Origin of the sequence: Paenibacillus sp. UMB7766-LJ446, from assembly GCF_030226665.1 — a bacterium.
In the GTDB taxonomy this organism is placed as follows: Bacteria; Bacillota; Bacilli; order Paenibacillales; family Paenibacillaceae; genus Paenibacillus; species Paenibacillus vandeheii.
On sequence record NZ_JASOYM010000002.1, the window covers coordinates 563,183 to 585,715 of the forward strand.

At 42.1% G+C, this 22,533-nt stretch carries 21 protein-coding genes and 1 pseudogene; 18 read left to right on the top strand and 4 right to left on the bottom strand.

What is annotated here, in order from left to right:
* The first annotated feature begins 89 nt into the window (after positions 1–89).
* Together QP794_RS07285 and QP794_RS07290 are read left to right on the top strand one after the other, a co-directional pair.
* Positions 90–665 (top strand): TetR/AcrR family transcriptional regulator, encoded by a 576-nt coding sequence (locus tag QP794_RS07285; protein WP_285075607.1) that lies wholly within the window; start codon positions 90–92, stop codon positions 663–665.
* A gap of 203 nt (positions 666–868) precedes the next feature.
* Positions 869–1,909 carry an NADH:flavin oxidoreductase gene (locus QP794_RS07290; protein WP_285075608.1) on the top strand — a complete coding sequence of 347 codons (1,041 nt, stop codon included), beginning with the start codon at positions 869–871 and terminating at the stop codon, positions 1,907–1,909.
* 314 nt (positions 1,910–2,223) lie between these two features.
* On the opposite strand, the gene QP794_RS07295 is transcribed toward QP794_RS07290, so the two are convergent.
* Positions 2,224–2,346 carry a hypothetical protein gene (locus QP794_RS07295; RefSeq protein ID WP_285075609.1) on the bottom strand — a complete coding sequence of 41 codons (123 nt, stop codon included), beginning with the start codon at positions 2,344–2,346 and terminating at the stop codon, positions 2,224–2,226.
* A gap of 380 nt (positions 2,347–2,726) precedes the next feature.
* On the opposite strand from QP794_RS07295, the gene QP794_RS07300 reads away from it, so the two are divergent.
* From QP794_RS07300 to QP794_RS07310, 3 genes are all read left to right on the top strand, one after another.
* Positions 2,727–2,993, top strand: a complete 267-nt coding sequence (locus QP794_RS07300) for a CD3324 family protein (RefSeq protein ID WP_285075610.1) — start codon at positions 2,727–2,729, stop codon at positions 2,991–2,993.
* A gap of 132 nt (positions 2,994–3,125) precedes the next feature.
* Positions 3,126–4,100 (top strand): phosphotransferase enzyme family protein, encoded by a 975-nt coding sequence (locus QP794_RS07305; protein ID WP_285075611.1) that lies wholly within the window; start codon positions 3,126–3,128, stop codon positions 4,098–4,100.
* A 70-nt stretch (positions 4,101–4,170) separates the two neighbouring features.
* Positions 4,171–4,734, top strand: coding sequence for a GNAT family N-acetyltransferase (locus tag QP794_RS07310; RefSeq protein WP_285075612.1), 564 nt, complete (start codon positions 4,171–4,173; stop codon positions 4,732–4,734).
* 124 nt (positions 4,735–4,858) lie between these two features.
* Here the strand turns inward: QP794_RS07310 and QP794_RS07315 are convergent, their stop codons facing one another.
* Positions 4,859–6,001, bottom strand: coding sequence for an alpha/beta hydrolase (locus tag QP794_RS07315; RefSeq protein WP_285075613.1), 1,143 nt, complete (start codon positions 5,999–6,001; stop codon positions 4,859–4,861).
* A gap of 112 nt (positions 6,002–6,113) precedes the next feature.
* Positions 6,114–6,773 carry a TetR/AcrR family transcriptional regulator gene (locus tag QP794_RS07320; protein WP_285075614.1) on the bottom strand — a complete coding sequence of 220 codons (660 nt, stop codon included), beginning with the start codon at positions 6,771–6,773 and terminating at the stop codon, positions 6,114–6,116.
* A 259-nt stretch (positions 6,774–7,032) separates the two neighbouring features.
* On the opposite strand from QP794_RS07320, the gene QP794_RS07325 reads away from it, so the two are divergent.
* The 11 genes and pseudogenes from QP794_RS07325 (at position 7,033) to QP794_RS07370 (ending at position 17,962) form a co-directional block, all read left to right on the top strand.
* Positions 7,033–7,254 carry a nuclear transport factor 2 family protein gene (locus tag QP794_RS07325; protein WP_285075615.1) on the top strand — a complete coding sequence of 74 codons (222 nt, stop codon included), beginning with the start codon at positions 7,033–7,035 and terminating at the stop codon, positions 7,252–7,254.
* A gap of 213 nt (positions 7,255–7,467) precedes the next feature.
* Positions 7,468–7,590 carry a hypothetical protein gene (locus tag QP794_RS07330; RefSeq protein ID WP_285075616.1) on the top strand — a complete coding sequence of 41 codons (123 nt, stop codon included), beginning with the start codon at positions 7,468–7,470 and terminating at the stop codon, positions 7,588–7,590.
* Positions 7,591–7,983: 393 nt separating this feature from the next.
* Positions 7,984–8,148, top strand: a complete 165-nt coding sequence (locus QP794_RS07335) for a hypothetical protein (RefSeq protein ID WP_285075617.1) — start codon at positions 7,984–7,986, stop codon at positions 8,146–8,148.
* Between the two features lie 126 nt (positions 8,149–8,274).
* Positions 8,275–8,484 carry a hypothetical protein gene (locus QP794_RS33130; RefSeq protein WP_350338851.1) on the top strand — a complete coding sequence of 70 codons (210 nt, stop codon included), beginning with the start codon at positions 8,275–8,277 and terminating at the stop codon, positions 8,482–8,484.
* Positions 8,442–8,991 (top strand): annotated as a pseudogene (locus QP794_RS33305) (gfo/Idh/MocA family oxidoreductase); the annotation flags it as partial. The gene QP794_RS33130 and the pseudogene QP794_RS33305, both read left to right, overlap by 43 nt.
* Positions 8,992–9,445: 454 nt before the next feature.
* Positions 9,446–11,236, top strand: a complete 1,791-nt coding sequence (locus tag QP794_RS07345) for a cache domain-containing sensor histidine kinase (RefSeq protein WP_285075618.1) — start codon at positions 9,446–9,448, stop codon at positions 11,234–11,236.
* A gap of 22 nt (positions 11,237–11,258) precedes the next feature.
* On the top strand, positions 11,259–12,314 hold the full coding sequence (locus QP794_RS07350) for a response regulator (protein WP_285075619.1): 1,056 nt from the start codon (positions 11,259–11,261) through the stop codon (positions 12,312–12,314).
* 47 nt (positions 12,315–12,361) lie between these two features.
* A complete protein-coding gene (locus QP794_RS07355; RefSeq protein WP_285075620.1) occupies positions 12,362–14,101 on the top strand; it encodes a type 2 periplasmic-binding domain-containing protein in 1,740 nt (579 codons plus the stop codon).
* Between the two features lie 55 nt (positions 14,102–14,156).
* The gene (locus tag QP794_RS07360) at positions 14,157–15,065 is read left to right on the top strand and encodes an ABC transporter permease (RefSeq protein WP_285075621.1); all 909 of its coding nucleotides are present in this window, start codon (positions 14,157–14,159) and stop codon (positions 15,063–15,065) included.
* A gap of 15 nt (positions 15,066–15,080) precedes the next feature.
* Positions 15,081–15,974, top strand: coding sequence for a carbohydrate ABC transporter permease (locus QP794_RS07365; RefSeq protein WP_285075622.1), 894 nt, complete (start codon positions 15,081–15,083; stop codon positions 15,972–15,974).
* A 44-nt stretch (positions 15,975–16,018) separates the two neighbouring features.
* Positions 16,019–17,962 carry an endo-alpha-N-acetylgalactosaminidase family protein gene (locus QP794_RS07370; RefSeq protein WP_285075623.1) on the top strand — a complete coding sequence of 648 codons (1,944 nt, stop codon included), beginning with the start codon at positions 16,019–16,021 and terminating at the stop codon, positions 17,960–17,962.
* A 156-nt stretch (positions 17,963–18,118) separates the two neighbouring features.
* Here the strand turns inward: QP794_RS07370 and QP794_RS07375 are convergent, their stop codons facing one another.
* Entirely contained in the window at positions 18,119–18,973 is an 855-nt protein-coding gene (locus QP794_RS07375; protein ID WP_285075624.1) for a helix-turn-helix domain-containing protein, read from the bottom strand.
* A 206-nt stretch (positions 18,974–19,179) separates the two neighbouring features.
* Here QP794_RS07375 and QP794_RS07380 point away from each other — a divergent pair, with 206 nt between their 5' ends.
* Both QP794_RS07380 and QP794_RS07385 read left to right on the top strand, forming a co-directional pair.
* Positions 19,180–19,656 carry a glycoside hydrolase family 2 protein gene (locus tag QP794_RS07380; RefSeq protein ID WP_285075625.1) on the top strand — a complete coding sequence of 159 codons (477 nt, stop codon included), beginning with the start codon at positions 19,180–19,182 and terminating at the stop codon, positions 19,654–19,656.
* 335 nt (positions 19,657–19,991) lie between these two features.
* The gene (locus QP794_RS07385; RefSeq protein WP_285075626.1) at positions 19,992–22,427 is read left to right on the top strand and encodes a X2-like carbohydrate binding domain-containing protein; all 2,436 of its coding nucleotides are present in this window, start codon (positions 19,992–19,994) and stop codon (positions 22,425–22,427) included.
* Positions 22,428–22,533 lie beyond the last annotated feature (106 nt).

Consider the following 22,533-nt stretch of genomic DNA (forward strand, 5'->3'; position numbering starts at 1 on the left):
TATGTATATCCATTGTAACCATCCTTTTTCAAATAGGATGTAATATATCAGTTATTGACTGCATGGTCAATAACTGATATATTACTCCCATGAGTAGACCAAGAGAATTTGATGTCGATCGTGTATTATACCAGTCTATGGAAGTGTTCTGGAATCAAGGCTTCAAAGCAACTTCTTATGAGGACCTTACGCGTACTACAGGAGTCAAAAAGCAAAGTTTGTACTGTGTTTTTAAAGACAAGCGATCGTTGTTCCTGAAGGCGCTGGCTCTTTACCGTGAACAGGTTGTAGCGAAACTGAAGGAGATTGAAGCCCTGGATTCGTCTCCAGGTGATAAACTGGATGCCTTACGATATTCCCTTTTAGACGATGAAACTGGCTGCCGAGGGTGTCTAATTGTGAATGCATCACTCGAATTCGGAACAGATGACGAGCAGGTCACACGCGAAGCTGAGCTCATGGTAGAAGAGGTTCAACTGGTATTAGAGAAGATTATAAGTAGTGGCCAGAAACAACAGTTAATTTCCAACCGATATACGAGTATAGAGCTTGCATCTTATCTAAATAACACCATTCTTGGTGTGAGAGTTATGGAGAAATCAGGTTCATCCCGTGAACAGATCGAGACGGTTCTGCGTACTTCATTTGGCATGATCATGTCTTGATCTTTTTTTTGTGAAATTCTTGACTACGAAGTCAAAAACAATTGAAGGTGGATTAATACACCACGAAACCTTCAAGGAGGTGGGGCTTTTCGATAAAAATCGTGTATTGATTCATTTGGAAGTAACGTCTAGCTGTTAACCAGGCTAGTTGCTGTTTAACATCTTAGGTCAACTTATATAAAACAAAATATGTGGAGGTTATTATGAATTACTCTCAATCCGTAGAAGCATTGTTCCAACCTATAGAGTTAGGTCACTTGAAGTTATCCAATCGGATCGTGATGGCGCCGATGACGCGTCAATTTTCTCCGGACGGTATCCCGGGTTCGAATGTTGCTGGCTATTACCGCCGCAGAGCAGAGAACGCAGTGGGGCTTATTGTGACGGAAGGGACGATAATTAATCACCCGGATGCATCCAATCAAGCCAATGTGCCGCACTTTTATGGGGAAGCTGCAATGAATGGCTGGGCACATGTTGTATCTGAAGTACATGAAGCTGGCGGACGAATTATTCCACAGATCTGGCATATGGGAGCCAAAGGTCATGTTAATGATTATTCGGAAGCTGAGATTGCTACAATCGTTCAGGAATTCGCACAAGCAGCCTCAGAAGCGAAACGTGTTGGGTTCGATGGTGTTGAAATCCATGGAGCACACGGCTATCTGATCGATCAATTCCTGTATGAGAAAACCAACTCTCGTACGGATCGTTACGGTGGAGATATAATGGCACGTACACGTTTTGCAGTTGAAGTGATTGAGGCTTGCCGTGAAGTAGTGGGACCGGAATTCCCGATTGTACTGCGTTTATCTCAGTGGAAGTCAGATGATTATCAGGCTAAATTGGCTGAAACACCGGAATTACTGGAGCAGCTTCTCGCACCGTTGGTTCAAGCTGGAGTCGATATCTTCCACTGTTCCACTCGTCGTTTCTGGGAGCCGGAATTCGAAGGGTCTGATCTGAATTTTGCTGGATGGACCAAAAAACTGACTGGCAAACCGACAATCACCGTCGGATCGATTGGTCTTGATGGTGACTTTACAAGTCTGTTCACAGAAGGTAAAGGCGCAAGTAACGTCGGTATCGATGGATTGGTACAACGACTTCAGAATGATGAGTTTGATCTGGTTGCTGTAGGACGTGCTCTTCTGGTCGACCCTGAATGGGCTAAGAAAATTCAAGAAGGACGTACCGATGATCTGGTTCCATTTACAAGAGAGGCGATGACCGTACTTACTTAATTGCAGAAATACTCATTAAGAATACTCATCTTATAAAGAAAAGCAGTGACAGACCAACGGAGCGGCTGGACTGACCCCATAACGTGAGACAAATAAAACACCTTCAAGAGAATGAAACCTTGTTGTAAGACAGGGAGTTCATCTTGGAGGTGTTTTTGTAATGGCAACCAGAGTGAGTTATACCGTGGAATTAAAGATGAAAGCCATAGAAATGAGATTGTAATGTCGGGGGACAAGAACATAGTTCGATTACCGAATAGGCATATCTCTAATTGATTTTAGTCCGCCGCAAATTTATTAAGCTAACGTAATCCTTATACAATTGGAAAGAGACTCAGTTCCAACCTCGAAGTGGGTATTTTGTTATAGTTGCCGAATGGATCGTTCCCCGCATGATGCAAAATGACAATGTCCTGCTTCGTTTTGATGATTCTCAATCTACCTACCTCCCGAAAAAGAAAATAATCTCTCCAAAAAGGGGTCGTAGTTCTAGTTCACGAATATAATATATGTCCCAAAGTTCCCCTGAACCGGTTTTGAGCTATCGGGGTATTTGTACGGGCAGGAAATAGTCGAGAACTAGTAATTACGAATATTTGGGAATGCATTACATTTGTAATTTGGGAGGGAGGGTTTCAACTGATGGGAAAATCCACAATCTGCTCCATGCAAAGTCTGTTCTATAAACAACGGCGGTTGTTTGAATGGAGCAAGAACGAAATATAACCGCTGAATCATCTCTGGCATGATGTTTACTGTTTATAGAATGACTTTGCTACCTTAAATTTTCAAAAAAATTTTAAGGAGCAGAGCTATCATGAAATATGTAAATGCAGACAGCATCTTTCCGGAAGAGTTGCTAAAAGAAATTCAGAAATACATTCACGGTCGCATGGTTTATGTCCCGACCCCTGAAAAATTGCACAAAAAATGGGGAGAAAAATCGGGGAGTAGAGAACAACTATGTCTAAGAAACGAAACGATCCGTCAAACATATTTCAATGGAAAGTCGATCGATGAACTCTCGAATGAATTCGGTCTTTCCTACGAAAGCATTAAGAAAATCATTTACTCTAGAAAATAGATTCACTTGTAAGTCACATCGAGCTTTCTGATGTGGCTTTTCGTGTGTAGAATTTGATTCTGAATCAAATTCAGTATATTTTCAATCAGCATCTTTTGTTACCATAAAAGTAAAGGGGGAGAGGTTTATAATATGGATAAAAAGATTAAACTACTATACACACAAGATATATTGAGACAGTCCGCGCAATGTTTTGGAATACGTGAAGACTCAATTTTCGAATTAAATGGGTTTCAAAATTTCGTTTATTCCGGGGTAGTTGGAGATAGAGAAGTTATTTTAAGAATTACCCATGTCACACATCGGGATGAATTATTAACCAGAGCGGAACTAGATTTTATCATGTTCCTGGCTGATCGCGGAATGAAAGTAGCGAGGCCCATTCAGTCTATATCAGGGGATCATATTCATATCATTGACGAGTCCTTTGTTGTGACAGCTTTTGAGAAAGCACCCGGCAGAAATGCAGTAATAGCCGAGGAGAGCAATACGTTTTATGAGAATATCGGTCAAATGGTCGGGAAAATACATAAGTTTTCACTTAATTATTCGTCCAAACATTCACGCTATGAATGGAATGATAATGCCCTATTAGCCTCATTTAAGAAGTATTGTCCGTTAGAATTACACGGTAACTTTGATCGTTTAATTACTGAAGTTAGCGCTCTACCCAAGGAAAAAGATACGTACGGTCTTATTCATGGGGATATCAGCCCTGGCAATTATCTTAATAATGGGGACAAAGCCTTTATTATTGACTATGACGATGCGGAATATAGCTGGTTTGTTTCTGATATTGCTACACCATTACTTTATGAAATCCCTATTCCGTGGGTTGTGTCTGGAGATGTAAGAAAGGAGATTGCAAAGCGTTACTATTGCAACTTCTTAAACGGCTATTGTAAGGAAAGTACTGTGAGTCAAGGTTGGTTAAACAAAATCCCATTATTTATTAATTTAAGGCAAGCTAGAGTTTTAGCCGCGTTCTATAGAAGCAGAGATTTTAACGCTCCTGATTGGAGCGAATGGGATGAGCAAGCCCGACGCTTCTACTATGAAAATTTGTTAAATAACACTCCCTATATTGATATGGACTTTTTATGCTAAAGGGTACGATACTTTAACAAAGCCAGAATATGAAGGGATTTGTTATGATAAAAATCTGGAGGCGAATGAGATGCTGGAATTAGAGTTTACTACTATAGAGGAGTGGGATGAAGCATTGTGGGCGCGGATGGAGCGAATCTTTCATGAGGCTTTTCCAAGCGGCGCGAAGACAAAAGCAATTCTGCGCAGTATGCTGGACCGAGGGATTGGTTATTTACACACGGGCATGCATCATGGAGAAGTGGTTGCGATGGCTGTCACTGGACTGGAGGGGAAGGCTGCGGACCGCAGCCTGATCATCGATTACCTCGCGGTTGAACAGAAGCTGCGCGGGTTGGGGATAGGGACCTGGATGCTGGAGCAGCTCAGAGCCTGGGGGTTAAGGGAACACGGAATCAAAGGTATGATTATCGAGGCGGAGTCCGGGACAACGGAGGCTCATCAGGAACGCATTCAGTTCTGGCAGCGCAACGGGTTCATTCTAACTTCCTATGTTCATCAGTATAGAATGGTGCCAGAGCAGTATCAGGCCATGATGCTGCCACTGGATGGAAGCACACATGTGCCTGATGATGGTGAAGCACTGTTTCGTTATATCAATGCTTTTCATAAGGTTGCTTACCGGAAGAGTTAGACCGACATTTATTCTGTCAACGATGCCTGAAATATGAGAGAGCCGCTAACCGTGTAATAGGGTTAGCGACTTTGTGGTCTGTACGGCTAGCTCTTTAATATGCGTTTATCAGCAAATTTCTCATTTATGTCACTTGTTGCTGGTACTTCTTGATCAACTCCACGCCATCGTATGCCAAACTTTCCACACTTGCCGCTTTCTGCAGGATGTAATGATCAAAGAAGTTCTTCGTATAGTCTGTAACAAGATTTCGCATCTCCATAGCATCCCGTTCGCCTCTGATTTCCTCATTAACACTGGTAAACACGATGTCGCAGTAATCTAAATGCGCAACACGATCAACAGAGAAATAATAGGTTTCCATGCTATTGTTAGCGCCAATTATCGCATTCATATTATAGTTAGGTTCACAAAACAGTAGCAAGAAGGGTTTCTTAAGGTCGCTGTCGAGAAGGCCGAACGCACCGCTATCGAGGCCAATCCCGCAGGTGAACCGGTCGTCGTCCCGGCAAACCATCGCCGTCGTAAGCCCTCCATAAGAATGTCCGACGATGCCCATGCCGATGTCAAGCAACAATCTGCCCTTAAAGATGGAATTCAGCTCTCCAGAGTCCAGTTTGTAAAGATAATCGGCTACATACCTTACATCTTCTGCCTGTAATTCACTATACTCTGTTAAGTTGGCAATTATCGGCAGTGTAAGCACGTTACGGCACATCTCAATGGCAGTTTCGTCGTCAGGCCGCATCTCCATCTTACCAGCCAACGCCAGCATCCCCGGATCTTCAGAAAGCGCTGTAATGACATCCGAAAAATTCTTTGATACATTAAACAGACGCCCATCTTTACGCTTATACATCGTGCTATTCGGATGGCCGATGCTTACCACAACATACCCCATGCTTGCCAAGTCTGTACAGATCACGGTACCCCATTCTGGAGAACTGCCTCCGCCGCAAACATAGAATAACACCGGATAGCGCTTTTCCTTACGGGAGACAGCAAGGTCGTCGTAACACTGGGTCTTGATATCTATAGAGAAAACATCCTTCAACGCAGTGACAAGTGGCTGCTCATTCAACATTTCGTAGACTTCAGGAAACATGTACGTTGATGTAGTCTTACCTTCGCTACTGTCTGACGGATAGTACACAAACGCAGTCAGTTCTCTTTTGGAGTGATCTGATGCCGTGTACTCAAAATCCATCTGGGTTCGACCGACAGTATAGCTGCCAATTGGTTCTGGAAATGCGTCATACGTTTTCATTTTCTTGTTCCCCCTTAATTAATAAAAGTGGTGAATGTGAAATACATACATTGCGTTATAAGCGCTTTTCAAAACTGTAAAACGATTACATTCTATCTTCAGTGAATCATATCTACTCCTTGGCTTTCTTAAAATCTCTAACAATTTCAGAATATTTATGATCTTCAAGCAGCCCATGGCTCATAAAGTCAGTAAAGTACTTGCTAATCTTATTTTGCAGCGTAGCGTCCTTAATATTGAACTCCCTATAAAACATGACTAAATTAAACTGCATTGACTCAAACATAAAAGAAATCAGGTCGTCGTCAATATCAGGTCGGAGATATCCATCAACTCTCATTCGGCGCAAAATGTCCTTGATCAAGGGGAAAGACTCGCCCTTTAGCACATTCAGATATACTTTAAGTAAAACGTTCTCAGGAATGTATAAAAATGTTTCAGTGAGTTTGATTTCCAGCTCATTCAATGGCTCAGTCACAGTGCCATTAACGTTACCAAATAAGCCAGTAAGGAAAAATCGGTAAAGGGAATCTTCATTACTGTTATTAAAATACGCAGCTCTTTTCTGGGTCACATTACGGACTAAGAGACAATAAAGGTCATCTTTGTCTTCAAAATACCGATAAAATGTTCCGGGGTGCATGGACAAACTATCCAAAACCATCTTCATAGTTATATCCTCGTAAAGATGATCAACAAAAAGATGCATAGCATTATTAGATATTTCCTCGCGCCTTGCTTCATCTAAACGAATGAAAGAATTTTTTGGCATAGATTACTCCTTAATGTATAGTGTGAACTGATTCACACCATAACGATAATTCGTTCACATGTCAAGTTGTATTGAAATAATATAAAAAGATTAAAACCATTGCATAGAACATTATCCTTCCTAAGAGATAAGTTAATGGAGTTAGTGAGGAGAGTTAAAAGAACCCTGCAGAAGTAAATAAAATGAGAGAAAATGAGGTTTTAAATGTTTTAGATCATTGAATTGATTCTAGCCACAAGAAGATTCTTATTAACGGTGCATGAGGGATGAGAAAAACATTGAATTTGAATATACTCATGTCCATCAGGTGATTGGACAAGGTGATTTTGTTCTTACAGTGAGTGAAGGTCTCTTCGACAATCAACGTACTGCTTTCTACGACATGTTCCGCGTGGAGAATGGAAAGATCGCCGAACATTGGGACGTCATCGAGACCATACTGCCGGCAGAAAAACGAAAGAATTCGAACAGCAGATTTTAAGTTTGGTACAGCTGAATCCCAAGAAAGACATCACTGAATTTAATTATGGTGATGTCTTTGGCATTTGAGTGATAAATTTTGACTTCTTATATCCATTACGATTAAGTGAACTTGCGGGGCAGTTATATATTAAGGTGAGCCTTTTACAGATGAACATTGCAAGGTTGATCATCGGTAATATGTTCATTATAAATGGACGAGGAGTAGCGGATCATGAGAAGACTGAAACAAAAAATGACGTGGCGGGGAATGGCAATCATCCTGTTTGATGATTATCTAACCAATTATTTTGAAGGGAGTTGTCAGACGACAGAACATATACACTATACCGATTAGAGGAGTGTCTAATGTTTACTTAATATAGGAAGCCTGTTAAACTACTATGAAAATTAACGTCGAGAGTAAGGGAAAACGGCAGAACTAAATAAGATGCACCTCATTTATTTTAAAAAAGGGGGGAGCGCTTGACTATTAGTTTATAGGATTGTATGCGGATTGGATCAAGAAGCTTCTGGTTCTTTGAGTGTGACAGAGTAACCAAGACCTTCAAGTCTTCGTAATGCATGCCGAACAATGCTGCGCTTGTTCCACCAGTGCTTTAGCGAACGATATACTTGCTCTGCGTTACATGTAAGGTTTGCTTTCGGAATAGATTTCTTCCGGAGTGAGGGTCTTTAGTTCTGATGATAATGGGAACAATCTAAGTGTTACTAGAGAAGTTTTACAGCGTTGATGGTACTCTATATTCCGAAAGTAACCGGTGGAATGAAACACCTGAGTGGTGCCCTTTTCCGTCAATTGATCGATGCTATTCTGTACTGTTTATGCTTCAGCTCATCCTTGACGGTTACCTACGCGAACAGCTCCGACGAGAATGTCGTGCCGGATTCTTGACGAGAAAAGCGATCCGTCCAAGTAACTGATCAACTCGACGCGGATTGCTGTTGACAACGATGAAAGGTCATGAGAAAATGTACGCGTGTACATTTCAAGATTTTGGTAGACTGGAGCCTATTTCCCATGAAACCAGTAAAAGTCGGCATTTTCGGCGGCAGTATCAGTCGGATTAATTTTGCGAATTTGAAAAATCATCTTGAGGTCGAACTTGTCGCCGCGGCCGATATCGAGCGAGCGAAAGCGCGTGCGGAGGAGTACAACATCGAAAAAGCGTGTACGGTCGAACAACCCTCACGACCTTCGTGGCCTTATTCGGTCCGATCAGCCGCGTGACAGGCTCCGCGCGGATTTCATATCCGGATCGAACGATCACGAGCGAGAAGAAACGCGGCAAGAAGATCGTCGTCGAAACGCTGACGAACATTACGGGCGTGCTTGATTGGCACGCTAATCACGAGCTTCGACGCCAAAGCAGGCACGTCGCTGCCGAACATCGAAGTGCACGGTAGCGACGGAACGCTGCTCGTCCGGATCCGAACGGCTTCGGCGGAACCGTGAAGCTGCGTCGCGCCGGTGGCGATTGGGAAGAGATCGAGCTGACGCACGGCTTCACGGACAACAACCGCGGCATAAGTCAGCGTTGCGGATATGGCGCGCACCATCCGCAAGGGTGGTCAGCACCGCGCGAACGGCGAAATGGCGTACCACGTCCTGGAAGCGATGCATGGCATTCATGATGCATCCCGCGACGGCAAGCATTACGTCATGGAGAGCCGCTACTCGCGTCGCCGGCGCTGGAAAACCTGCCAACTGCGTAGGAGTATAACAGAGAACGGTTAAGAACAGTCTGTCCAACGACAGGCTGGCAGATTGTAGAGAAATCCGCGTTTTTATCGATGGGTTTCTCTTTTTTGTTCATAGAGTCTGCTTTTCATGGCTTCGAAGGGGCATTCTTCGAACCCCCCTCCATTCCAGATGAGGGGCAATCTTCTTCATGTTCTGAACGGCTGTTATCATGAGAACTTGTTCGGTCGCATACTGTAGCCCCACAAACGGCAATAGCGATACCCATCGAGCTGTTTACGGCGCCGATGTGAATGGCTTTCAAAAATCCTATGAAGGAATCAATTAAGCTCGCGGGGAACAAAGGAGTGATTTTATGCTTTATACCATGGGTGTTATTCAAAATGATTATCATCAGGCGAACATTTTAAGTCATTTATTTTGAAAATCGAGATCAGGATGATCCGGTTATTAAATATAGCAGCAATTTATCGATATGGAGGGGTTTATCTTGAAATTCAGTAGCGGATTATCGGTGCATAAAAAGTATCTTTACCTGCTTGGCTGCTTGTTCCTAATTACTATCGCATTGGGTTATGTTTGGTTTCAAAAATCTATGGAAGCTATAAAAAAGAACGCGATTGAATACAGCACACAGCTAGTACAGACAACGAATGCGCATTTGGATTCGTATTTTTTCGATATTGAAAGATTGACATTGCCTATGCTTTCCAGTAAACAAACCCTCAATTTCATTAGTTATTCGGGGGATGATGCTTTTACGAGATATAGCACTGCTTATGCAATTGAAAAAGAACTCATACCACCTGTTATGTTAAATCGGTCAGATATTTATGATATTTCACTTGTCTCAGAAAGCAATATCGCTAGCTCAACCAGAAGCTTCTTAGCTGCAGAAGAGAGGTATCCGGTGTACAGCAAGCTGATTAAGGAAGCAGGTCATTTTAAAATCATTGGAATGGAAACACTAGGAGCGAGTAATGTAAATGTTAATGTCTTAACCATGGCTATGCGGTTTGTTAATACACGTTCAACGAGAACCACAGGTATGCTGATGATTGATTTGAACTTGGATAGGATAGAGGCCATTTGCAAAGATATCCATTTAGGAAAGTCGGGGTTTGTTTGGCTAGTAGATGGTAATGGTAAAATAATTACTCATCCAGATGAAACACGGATTTCGCAACAGGCTGCAGATCTTTATACGGAGCATTTTAATCAAAATAATCATGGGTTCTATTTAATTACCTCAGAAAAAGAAAAAAGACTGGTCATTTATGATCGTTCTATCCAAACGGGATTAATCATGGTTGCAGAGGTTAAGCTGGACGAGCTCAACGCTTCCTTGATTCGTTTAAGCCGTGTTTCCTTAGTCTGTATGATTTTGTTCTTTTTACTGCTGTTCTTCATTGTAGGTAGTGTGAACTATCGGTTTTCTAAATCGATTATTTTATTGAAACGGCTGATGAGTCAGGCTGAATTGGGTGATTTAACGGTATTGGCGCCAAAAGGGAAAAATGATGAAATGGGCAGCTTGTATCGCAGCTTTAACAGCATGGTGACAGAGATAGGAAGATTAATCAAAGTCGTACATCTTTCTCATCATAGAGAACGCAGTCTAGAAGTGAAGCAGAAAGAAGCTGATTTACGTGCCTTACAGTCACAAATAAACCCACATTTCCTTTATAACACCTTGGAGATTATAAACTCTTACGCCATTTTAGATAGTAACTATAAGGTCAGTAAGATGATTGTCTCCTTAGGCGATATGTTGCGTTATAGTGTAGGCAGTCCAATATCAGCTGTGACGCTTAGGGACGAGATGAATCATATTCGCTCGTATTTACAAATTCAACAAGAACGTTTCGAACATTTTCAGTTTAAAATTCAGGTTACAGAGGAGGACTTAGATCGCTATTCTGGAGTTCGCCTCATGCTGCAGCCTATCGTCGAGAATAGCTTTAAACACGGCTATGATAGGCACAAATTGCGACCTGGCACCATAAAAATAACCGGCAAAGCGGATACCGAAGCTTATTCCCTTTACATCCATGATACAGGAGGGGGCATAGAACCCAGCAGGCTCGAAGCCACAAACCTCTTGTTTCTTGAGGATGAGACCAGCTTCCCGGTTGAAAATAATAAGCCTCATCCTATTGGCTTAATGAACGTGCATTTCAGGATCCGGATGATATTCGGCGAGCCCTACGGTTTATGGATTGTTAAATCAAACGCTAAGGGCACAACGATTCGAGTTTTATTACCCAAGCATAACCAATGACACAAAGGAAGGGCGGGTTAATGTGAATATTATTATTGTGGATGATGAACGTGTTATCCGCCAAGGGCTGCGGAGAATCATTGAACTTTTAGAAATTGATCATACGATAACCGGGGAAGCATCTGATGGCCAAGAGGCTTATGGGCTGTTGCTGAAAGAACCTTGTGACCTGCTAATCACGGATATTCGTATGCCGATAATGGATGGACTGGAGCTGATCAAGGCCATTCGCAGCACAAACCAATCCATGGAGATTGTTATTTTATCTGGTTTTGGTGAGTTTACTTACGCACAAGAAGCTATACAACTTAAGGTGATGGGATACATACTTAAGCCGATGAATCCAAGCCTAGTGCAAGAAATTCTAGAAGCTGCAAATCAAAGATTATTGGATAGGAAACGTAGATTCAGTTCACATAGCCAATTCTTCAATCGTTGTACCGCACTGGTTGATAAATTAGTTGAAGCTTGTTGGCAGCTGGATACGCAGCAAATTCAGCTAGGTATGGAGCAGATCGAGGCTGAGGTTGATGCTCTTGCGTTGGATGAAATAGAAACAGATCAGGTTTATAGGGAGTTCATATCCTGGATTGTCACAAAATTGGAATTAAAAACAAGTACTAATATCGAGTTTCGAAAAGCGGCAAAGATGGAAAGCACAGAAAACAACAAAGATATGAAACAGCGATTCTCTTATGCAGCGCAATGTATCACAGATGAAATTCGGTTAACTCGTAATTGGGGAAAGTATGATCCTATCCGTGAGGCTATTGGTTATATTCAAACCAATTATGCGAATTCAGAGCTTTCGCTGCAAGAGATGCTTCAAATGACAGGGCTGTCTGCCACTTATTTTTATGAGCTTTTTAAAGCGGAGACAGGGCATAGCTTTAAGAGCTTTCTAGTTAATCTGCGTATCGAACAGGCAAAATTACTCTTGCATACATCTGAATATAAAACTTATGAGGTTGGAGAAAAAGTCGGCTATCAGGATTATCCTCATTTTTCCAAGCTCTTCAAAAAGCTTGTGGGTGTCTCTCCCTCTGAATATAAAAAGCAAACACATGGAGAAATGTAATCGCTACCATTACGTGATGAAAAAGACATTATCTCAACGGAAAGAACATGTTTATTCAATTTACCGTTTCGTATAATGAATTGGCAAGACGACAAAATAACGAAACTGGGGGTTTGGGCATGAAGTATTTCAAGAAAATAACGGTAGCTGCTTTATTGACAATGTTCGTAGTCTCTGGATGTACGAAAGCAGCAGACAATGCGGAGAAAACCGCATCTCCGCCTACGACCGAGCAAGGGGCAACGCCTGAAACAGTAAAAGCAAATATGTTTGGGTGGGTCAAACCATCGAAGCCATTGGTTATTGATTATTATCAAGCGGATCAAGGAGACGATAAAAAAGACCAAAAAAACAGAACTTTAATGCATCAATATGTTCTGGATGAGTTTAATGTCGATCTTAAGAAAAAATTGTATGATGTTAATCCTGAGGAAAAGCTGAATTTAATGCTTGTTTCGGGTGACTATACACCGGTAATTGCAGCAATGGACAATGATAATATCACAAAATGGGCTTCACAGAATAAACTGGTCGATTTAGCGCCGCTTGTAGACAAAGTTGCGCCAGGTATAAAGACAGAGCTTGGAGCCAGGTATACATCCTACCTGGATAAAGATGGCCATCTTTGGGGCTTGCCTAGAGGCTGGGGCTTTAACAAGGTTCCTGATGTCAGTGCTCATATTCGTTGGGATTGGTATCAAGAAATGGGAGCGCCAAAAATAGATACGCCGGATGATTACTACCATGTGCTCAAACAGATGGTAGCAGCGCACCCTGTAAACGCTAAGGGCGAAAAAGTATATGCAATTTCCTGGAATGATGGCGTGAAAATCGAGCAAATTTTAGGATTCTGGGGCTTGAAGGAAGGCTACAAGGAAGGTAGCGACCATAGTCTGACGAACTGGGTTAATACAGCTGAAGGCTTGGAAGCAATCAAATATTATAATCGGTTTTTCCGTGAAGGCTTAATGGATCCCGAAGCATTCCTCAACAAGTACGAAGATTGGCAGACTAAATTTTCGAACGAGCGCATTGTTGGACATATTGGTCCATGGTGGCAGTCCTGGAATGCAGGCCATGAAATATGGTCAAAAGAACCAAACTATAAAGAAGATAAACGTTATGTGCAAATTTCGTTTAAAGCACCTGGAGCAGAGAAAGCTTATATAAACCCTAAAAATACAATCGGTTGGAATTATACGGTTATCACGGATAAAGCTAAAGATCCAGAGGAGATTCTTAAATTGCTTGAGTTTTCAATGACGCCAATGGGCACGCGTTTATTCGGCTGGGGAGTTCCTAATTTACCGGATTCGCTTTGGAATTTCGATGGAAGCAAATGGGATTTTAATACTAAACCGAAACAAGCTTTTATAGATGGAAAGCCGAATTACCCGCTTAATGAAACATTAGGTGGCACGGTTTACTCGCTTGCTTCTCCGATAGGATTATTGAGAGATGATAATAAATCGATGTTTTATTACAATCAAAATTTTAACGATGAAACCAAATGGACCAAGCTGCTGCAGGATAATATGAAAGATACGGTTTACGACAGCACGGATAGAAGAATTACATTTACTCCTGAAAATCCGCTAACGATTAAGAATCAACAAATCGAGGATGCAATTAAAGTTGGCATGGTTAAAGCAATCACGAGTAAAACGGAAGCAGATTGCATCGCTAATTTTTATGCACTGAGAGATAACCTGAATAAGCTGGGGCTTAAAGACATCGAGAAATTCAGAACAGACGAGTATAAAAAGAATTTGGCGTTAATGAAATAATGAGCGAAAGGAAGGTATCCAGTCATTGGTTTGCCTAGAAAGGAGATGTGGTCCAATGGGAGCGATGAAACGCAGACTATGGAAAGAAAGACAAATTTGGATTATAGCCATACCGATGCTAGTTTGGGTACTGGTATTTTGTTATTACCCCTTGTATGGATTAATTATCGCTTTTCAGAATTATGTGCCAGGTCATTCTTTGCTATCAGGTCCTTGGGTGGGGCTTGATAATTTTATTCGTTTTTTTCATGTGCCTGAGTTTAAGCATATTATCCGTAATACGGTAGCCATTAGTTTACTGACGATGTTGCTAAGCTTGCCTGCGCCGATCATTCTTGCTGTATTATTCAATGAAGTGAAAAGCAAATTATTCAAGCGATCGATTCAAACATTATCTTACATTCCCTACTTTATCTCTTGGGTTGTTGTCGCGAGTATCATTAATACGATTTTAGGCAGTGATGGAATTGTTAATGATATTCTACTGAGACTGGGCTTGATTGATAGAGCAATTCTTTTTATGGGAGAGGGTAAATATTTTTGGGGAATTCTTGCATCAGCTAATCTGTGGAAGGAAGTTGGATTCAGCACAATTATTTATTTGTCGGCGATTGCGGGGATTGATGGTGAGCAGTACGAAGCTGGCCGGGTGGATGGACTAGGAAGGTTCGGACTGATTTGGCATATAACACTTCCCAGCATACGTACTACCATTGTTTTACTATGGATCCTTGGACTTGGCAATATTCTCAATGCGGGCTTCGAGCAGCAATTATTGCTGGGCACACCCATGACACAAGATTATTATGAGGTCATTGACACCTATGTTTATAGATATGGAGTCCAGCTTGGAAACTACTCGTTTGGTACAGCAGTTGGTTTGATGAAAGCCATTATCGGGATTGTATTAGTGGTTACAGTGAATAAAATTTCCAAAAAAACCTTGGATACATCGATTTTTTAGAAGGGAGCTCCAGACATGAGCACATACCTTAGACCCACTTTAGGCAGCCGAATCTTCGATGCCTGCAATATTGTCTTCTTACTTATATTTGGTTTTTTGATGGTCTACCCCTTTATCAATCTACTGGCTATTTCTTTAAATGACGGGAATGATGCGGTAAGGGGAGGAATCTATCTATTTCCACGAAAATTCTCCCTCTCTGCGTATCAGTTGCTTTTTCAAAACGACAGCATGCTAAGAGGACTTAAATGGTCCGTACTTCGCGTCATTGCAGGTACTACAACATGCCTATTCGCAACAGGACTACTTGCTTATATTGTTACCATTCGCCATTTTTCTGGGAGGAAATATATCCGTCTCATTTTCTTTTATACGATGTATTTGTCAGGGGGGCTTATTCCAACCTATTTACTCATCATGAATTTAGGGTTGGGCAACTCTTTTTTAGTCTATGTGCTGCCTAATTTATTCAATGTGTATTTCATGCTGCTTATGGCTTCTTATATTCAGAACCTGCCTGAAGCGATGCTTGAATCGGCGCGAATGGATGGTGCTAGCGAGTTTATGATTTATTGTAGGATTATTATTCCTGTCGCTGTTCCCGTCTTTGCAGCTGTCAGTATTTATCTTGCAGTTAACCACTGGAATGCATGGTTCGATGTCATACTTTACAATTCAGACGGCAACTACGACACCATACAGGTTTATTTACGCCGGCTGTTATTAGAGGTTGAAAGCTTGCGTCAAATCAATGATCAGCAAGTGTTATACAACAAATATCAAGATCTTACTCCGGTTACATTAAGAGCTGCGACGACAATGGTTGTTGTATTGCCTATATTAATGGTGTACCCTTTTTTTCAAAAATATTTTGTTGGTGGTCTTACTATAGGTTCAGTTAAAGGTTAGCAGAAAGCAGCAGTTTTTCATCAATTTTATTGGGGGCTTCTTAAATGTTTTTAGAAAATGATATCTTGCGAGTTGAATTTGCTGATTTGCCTATCCCGTTGAATTACTTTCATAAACCGACAGGCAATAAAATAGCGGCTGGCGAAATTAGTATAGTCATTAATAATGAGCCTATTCCTTGGGAGCAATGGAACATTAGCCGCGAAGCTGAAGATAAGCTTTTATATTCCATTCAAAGAGAAGACGGTTTGAAAATCGTTTTTTCATATACGTTAAATGGCTGCGAGCTAGAATATGAAATGGAACATATTTCTGAAGGTGCAGTATTATTGAAATCAATCTCATGGCACGGCGCATTCATTAAGGTGGATGACAGCTATTCTTTTTTAAGAGATAAATATCAGCGGAAAAATTGGGACCAGCAAATTGGCAAAGGTTTATGGGAGCTAAATATTCAAAAAGGGACAGTGTTAGGTGCTTGGCCGGACAACGGTAAAGAGGATGCTGTTCATGCTTGTGCTTATAATGGCAGTGTTTGTTGTTTTATTAAGACGAATTGGCCGATTAATCCGCTATGGACTCAATTGGCTCCTCATGCTGAGTACCCTGGAAGAAGCGGTGCAATTAAACTGGGAATTAATAGCTGGCAATATAGGATACGCGATAAGGTGGCTACATTATTCCGTGCAAGTATCGGTTTTTTGAGTGATCTTAACGAGGATGGTTTGGCCGATGAGTGTGAATATCAGCTAGCTCTTAAAAAGAAGCTGCCAGAGCCTGATCGTTTATATAAAGATGCAATCTGGTACAAGGTTTTCTGTGGATCTCCAAGGGAAGTTAATACTACGTTCCTACAGGCACTGGAAATAGCAGAAAGAATCTCTTTGATATCTAATAGAGCTCCGCAGGTCATGTATCTGGTGGGGTGGCAGTATCAAGGGCATGATACCGGTTATCCGGCTATAGATCAATTAAATCCCAAGCTGGGAACGCATAATGATTTGAATTACTTAATCAAAGAAGCAATGGAAAAGTATAATTGCATTGTTAGTCTTCACACCAATGTCGATGATGCTTATATGGATAGCCCACAATGGGATGAATCGATTATTGGAGAAGATGTGGATGGCAAGCTGATGAAATGGGAAGTATTCAACCAAGTACAGAGCTATCACATAACTCATACCAAGGATGTTGAATCAGGTAGTGTTTTCAGAAGGTTAGATGAAATGCTGACTATTGCCCCTGTACAAAAAACGATTCATTTTGATGCTTATCGGACGATGAATTGGAGCTGGGGAAAGGATGGATTTATCGGTGAAGCTGAAGAATATTACTGTGGAATGCTCCCTATCGTTGAGTATATGAAAGAAAAAGGCATAGATATCACTACAGAGGCTTTAAATGGAATGCGCATCGAGCCTGCAGGTATTTTTAGCGGGTTATGGCATCACAAAGAGTTATTGCCTTTGCTTTACCATAATGTGATATATGGCGGAGGAAGAGGGAGAAATCCATTGGCATGGGTTGCTGGAACAAGCATTAATCATGACTACACGTCAGAAGATGTCCTTGACACAGCTCTCGATATGATAGATCACATTGCGATGGATAGTATGTTATATCGATTTTTACTTCACCATGACATGGTTGAATTCCGATCGGATGGAGACAAATCGGCTTTTGCCCGTTATACAGATGGGATAAAGGCATTTGGAAGCTCAAGCCCTAATAGTCTGAATATCACCTGGAATGAAACGTTGATTGCTGATCTAACAACTAGATTTATTCCTTTCGATAGTTTTATCTATATATACGCTATGGAAAATCAAAGAATTCAGAGAACACTTCCTGAATCATGGCAAGGAAAAAAATTGACTGTCCGCGCATTATTAAAAGACTCCATCCTTCCGCAAATCGAAATCAACAACCATATCCTAAGCATGGATGTGCAATCAAGGAAGCCATTCATTTTATACTGCAACTAAAAGATGAGGAGAAATTTTCGGGGAATTCGATTCATTATTTGTTGCAGGGAGAAATAAACATAAAACGTTGTCCGGACAGCAAGCGAAAACAATTGAGCAATTGGAATGCTTGCAAAGACGACCAGCTTTTCTTCCCTCTGTATGTTGATATATAAGCTAATCCTTGAACTTCGGCGAAAGGTAACGCATTTTCCCTGGCGATGTACCGAATGACTTCTTGAACAAATGATAAAAGTGGCTCAGATTATCGAAACCGGATTCGCAGGAGATTTCGATAATGGACATGTTTGTTGTCAATAATAGGTTTCTCGCGTAGCTCAACCGAAGATGATTCAGATAAGCCGTCGGGGTCATATGGAGATATTGCTTAAATATGCGATTTAAATGGCCGGCGCTTTTATTCGAGAGTGCTTGTAACGGATTGTGAATGCTCGCGAAATTTTCCTTTTTCTGCAGCTCCAGTAAGAGTGAATCCAGCCATGCCGGCATCTTTTTTATGGTATCGTCATGGTCGTCCGCAAGGAAATAGGTCAGTGCATCCGTCAGAACGCTCCTTGCCAGTATCTTGGCTTTCGTCTTATCGATCGTCGTATACACCGGGATAAGCATGCTCTTACGGACCAGCATTTCCGCCTCCAGGTGCGGCAGAATGGTGCAAGGAGGCATCTTTCGGTTCTCCAATTTGCTGGCGATCGGGAGGCTATCCAAATACGAGAAGGCATCTTTCACGGCTTCTTTGTAAAAATTAACATTAATAAACTGACAGCCTTCATTTCCTAATTCATCATAACTGTGCGCATCTTCAGGGCGGATAAACACAATCATATCCTTTTCCAACTCCTGAGTCTCGCCGTTGATATAATGGATACATCTACCGGATGTAATGATAAAAAATTCAAAATAGTCATGCCGATGCAACGGTGTTGTATGTTTGATCGAATATTCGACATGACATGCGGACTGCACATCGGGATCGATTAGATCCGCAGCCTTCAATACGGGAACATGCATCTTCGATTTCCACCTCTGCATCAAAAAGTATAAATGTTACTATAGCACAAAAAGAGAGAAACCGGTACAAGACGCTTCCGACCTCCGAATGCTATGATCATGCCGTCCCCTCGCAGTAGCCTCCTATTACCGTTATAACGGACATATTCATATCGTACAAAGGTGGGAAATAAATTCTGTCGTATACTCTCAATGGTAAATGGAAGATGAAAAGAACCGATGAAGAGGATTGGATCAATGGGATTGTGCCCGGTTCCGTACTGTCTTCGAAAGAAGTAATCGCTCTGGATTTCGGCACGGTTCTCGATACCAGGCAAAAGCGGAGACAGAGCTACCTGGAATTCGACTTTATCGTAGATGGAAGTTCGGTAAGCAGCGGTACAGTCCTGTTTGTGAAACCCAAGCATTTTGATTTTCAGAATCCGAAGATCTCGACCGCTGTCACGGAGACGGACGATTTGTTTGTCGTGGAAGTTCAAAGCGAGGCATTCGCCAAATTTGTGAAGCTGGATCTGTCGAACGCGGATTCCTTGTGGAGCGACAACATCTTTGATTTGTCCGCCTCCCGGCCGAAATCCGTCACCGTTCAAAAGAACAGTCTGATAAAGGCTCTGTCGCTCGTAGAATTCAGGGAGCAACTCATGGTTCACAGCTTGTTCGACACTTACGCGTTATACGGATAAAAAGGAATAACCAGAGCAACTGAGGGAAGGGTGAGAGTCCATCTACTTGGACATCTCATCCTTTTTGCTTTGGTTACGGAGCTGCCTTAAGAATGTATAACTCTTATTAAATTATTCTTCTGTTCGCTTGAGAGTCTCCAAGCTATATTGAAAGTGCTTTCAATTAATAGAAAAAAAATTCGCAGGGCATTAAATGTAACAGCTCTGCGAGGAAAGGAGGAGAGGATGGATAAGCTTTTAGATTCGGCAATACGACTATGGATTACTGATTTCTTGTGAATTTTAACGGGAGGCAAGCAAAAGTCAGGTACAAATAATGTAAAAGAGGAGATGAAATGATGATTTCAAGAATCTGTAAAATGAGTTTGTGTCTGCTCCTGCTCCTGGTTATTGCACAACTTGGCATTCTTCCTCATGTTCAACGTGTAGCTGTCGCAGCGGACAACGGATTAGCACCGAAGCCTTTAATGGGTTGGAGTAGTTTCAGCCTTCAAGTATATGACCCTCCCGGAAACTGGACTTCCGCGGAAGAAATTAAGAAACAATCCGATGCCATGCATGAAAAATTGCAGAAGTACGGCTACGAATATATTAATATCGATGCGGGTTGGAACGGTGAATCGGATGAATATGGCCGACCGACTCCAAACCAGTCTCTATACCCAAACGGATTTCAGGAAGTGATTGACCATGTCCACGCGAATGGTCAAAAAATTGGGATCTACTTAATTCCCGGTTTGGGTGTCGATGTCTACGAAAAAAACTTACCGATATACGGAACTAAGTGCCGGGCGCAAGACATTGTTGTTCAGCCTCTAATAAAAATGGATGCCTGGCAGAAGTATACCTATAAGATTGACTTCACTAATCCATGCGCACAAAGCTATATAAATTCTATAGCTGATCAATTAGCGGAGTGGGGCATTAATTTCGTCAAATTCGACAGTGTCACACCAGGTTCGGGATTCAACAATACAACACTCGACGCAAGAGAAGATGTAAAGGCCTGGTCCGAAGCCTTGTCAAAACATCACATTTGGCTAGAACTTTCCTGGGCGTTAGACCACAATTATGTGGACTGGTGGAAGAAGTATGCAAATGGTTGGCGAATCCATTGGGATGTTGAAGCTTACGATAGCAACAAAGGGATGGTTGAATGGCCCACGATTGCCAGACTTTTTCCGGAAGCCGCAAAATGGTGGCGTGATGCTGGTCCCGGTGGCTGGAATGATTTTGATTCACTGAATGTCGGCAATGGCTTGATGAATGGATTAACCCGGGATGAAAGGCAAACAGCGATGACGTTTTGGGCCGTGTCAGCTGCGCAGCTGTACATAGGCGATGACATGACACAATTAGATCCGTATGGACTTGATCTGCTTACGAATGAAGAGGTGATTGCCATCAATCAGGCAGGCCGGCCGGCACAGCCTGTCTCAACCGATAAGCAGCAACAGGTTTGGTATGCAAACAATGGGGACGGGACCTATACGGTCGCAGTCTTCAACTTAGGAACAAAGGCTGCAAATATAGATGTCCATTGGAGTGATATCGGCTTAAGCGGCGCCGTAACCGTGAGAGATGTTTGGTCGAAGAAAAACCTCGGAAAATTCGAGAGCGGAATCGATGACATCTACGTGGAGCCGCATGCTTCCAAATTATTTAAAGTAACCGCCAAAAAAGGCAGTTCTGCTGTCAACAACGATGATACCAGCATCGGGTATCAAGGAGCTTGGGTAAGGAATGCCGGAAAAGAGATGGCTGCTAGTACACAGGATTTGAAGGTCAAGTTTGTATCGGGCGATCATCCGCCTAGCGTTACAGAGAGCGTTTATGTAAATGATAAAACTACAGTGAATTCGTCAAGCAATGCCAGATACGTAGATCTTAACAATGATGATCCGTCCATTCAATATAATGGTGCCTGGTCCGTTAACGGCAGCCGCGGATTTGGCGATTATATGGATGATGTGGCGTATACTCCGAATAATGGGGATTCGTTTACCTACACGTTCTATGGAAGCGGCATATCCGTGATTACCGAGTTGCATGAATCGCATGGCGTCATGGATATCTATATCGATGGAGAATTTAAGCAGACTGTAGATGAAACTTCCAGTACCGGACGATTGGCTCAACAGACTGTGTACAGCATCAGCGGATTGGCGGAAGGAATTCATACCATTGAAGGCATCAAAAAATCCGGAGAGAATCTGGTTCTTGACGCGCTGCGAGTCGAAATTCCAAATCTGATCGATCCAGTAGAGGATACCTTTGTAAGAAGCGACGCTTCCCAAGGGGACCTTGAAATTACGCTACGGAAAAACCCTGCGACATTCGAAGGCATCTATAACGGCAGTCAGGCACTGCAAGCCGGGATTGATTACGTTGCGAATGGAAATACAGTCGTAATTAATAAAGAGTATCTGAATTCTCTGGCCGGTGAAAGTGTCAGTCTTGCATTTAAGTTTAAGGGCGACTATCGGAATGATATTCACTACACCGAGACAAATGGAGACTATTTCCAGTACGTATTTAAGGGAACCGGTGTCCAATTATGGGGCCCAAAAGGTCCGGATCTCGGCGAAATGGAGATCTATATCGATGGGCAGCTTAAACAAACCGTAAATGCAAACGATAATTTGCGACAGGTTCAGCAGAGCTTGTACGCCATATCCGGTCTACCAAAAAAAGAGCACACGATCAAAGTGGTCAAGAAATCGGGAGATTGGATGATGCTTGACCGAATCGATTATTCGATCTCCAATTAAGTCGTTTGTAAGGTCTGCCCTAATGGCCAGTCAGATCGAATCCTTGATTTGACTGGCCTTTTTTTCGGCAAACGTACCTTAAGATAGTTTAATGGCCATTAAATCA

Bases quoted from the DNA above. Each gene is read 5' to 3' on its own strand.
- QP794_RS07360 (WP_285075621.1), top strand. From the start codon at position 14,157: ATGGGAGCGATGAAACGCAGACTATGGAAAGAAAGACAAATTTGGATT.
- QP794_RS07315 (WP_285075613.1), bottom strand. From the start codon at position 6,001: ATGAAAACGTATGACGCATTTCCAGAACCAATTGGCAGCTATACTGTC.
- QP794_RS33130 (WP_350338851.1), top strand. From the start codon at position 8,275: ATGAAACCAGTAAAAGTCGGCATTTTCGGCGGCAGTATCAGTCGGATT.
- QP794_RS07330 (WP_285075616.1), top strand. From the start codon at position 7,468: ATGAGAAGACTGAAACAAAAAATGACGTGGCGGGGAATGGCAATCATC.
- QP794_RS07355 (WP_285075620.1), top strand. From the start codon at position 12,362: ATGTTTATTCAATTTACCGTTTCGTATAATGAATTGGCAAGACGACAA.
- QP794_RS07380 (WP_285075625.1), top strand. From the start codon at position 19,180: ATGAAAAGAACCGATGAAGAGGATTGGATCAATGGGATTGTGCCCGGT.
- QP794_RS07375 (WP_285075624.1), bottom strand. From the start codon at position 18,973: ATGCATGTTCCCGTATTGAAGGCTGCGGATCTAATCGATCCCGATGTG.
- QP794_RS07305 (WP_285075611.1), top strand. From the start codon at position 3,126: ATGGATAAAAAGATTAAACTACTATACACACAAGATATATTGAGACAG.
- QP794_RS07325 (WP_285075615.1), top strand. From the start codon at position 7,033: ATGAGGGATGAGAAAAACATTGAATTTGAATATACTCATGTCCATCAG.
- QP794_RS07365 (WP_285075622.1), top strand. From the start codon at position 15,081: ATGAGCACATACCTTAGACCCACTTTAGGCAGCCGAATCTTCGATGCC.
- QP794_RS07320 (WP_285075614.1), bottom strand. From the start codon at position 6,773: ATGCCAAAAAATTCTTTCATTCGTTTAGATGAAGCAAGGCGCGAGGAA.
- QP794_RS07310 (WP_285075612.1), top strand. From the start codon at position 4,171: ATGCTGGAATTAGAGTTTACTACTATAGAGGAGTGGGATGAAGCATTG.
- QP794_RS07370 (WP_285075623.1), top strand. From the start codon at position 16,019: ATGTTTTTAGAAAATGATATCTTGCGAGTTGAATTTGCTGATTTGCCT.
- QP794_RS07285 (WP_285075607.1), top strand. From the start codon at position 90: ATGAGTAGACCAAGAGAATTTGATGTCGATCGTGTATTATACCAGTCT.
- QP794_RS07385 (WP_285075626.1), top strand. From the start codon at position 19,992: ATGATGATTTCAAGAATCTGTAAAATGAGTTTGTGTCTGCTCCTGCTC.
- QP794_RS07290 (WP_285075608.1), top strand. From the start codon at position 869: ATGAATTACTCTCAATCCGTAGAAGCATTGTTCCAACCTATAGAGTTA.
- QP794_RS07300 (WP_285075610.1), top strand. From the start codon at position 2,727: ATGAAATATGTAAATGCAGACAGCATCTTTCCGGAAGAGTTGCTAAAA.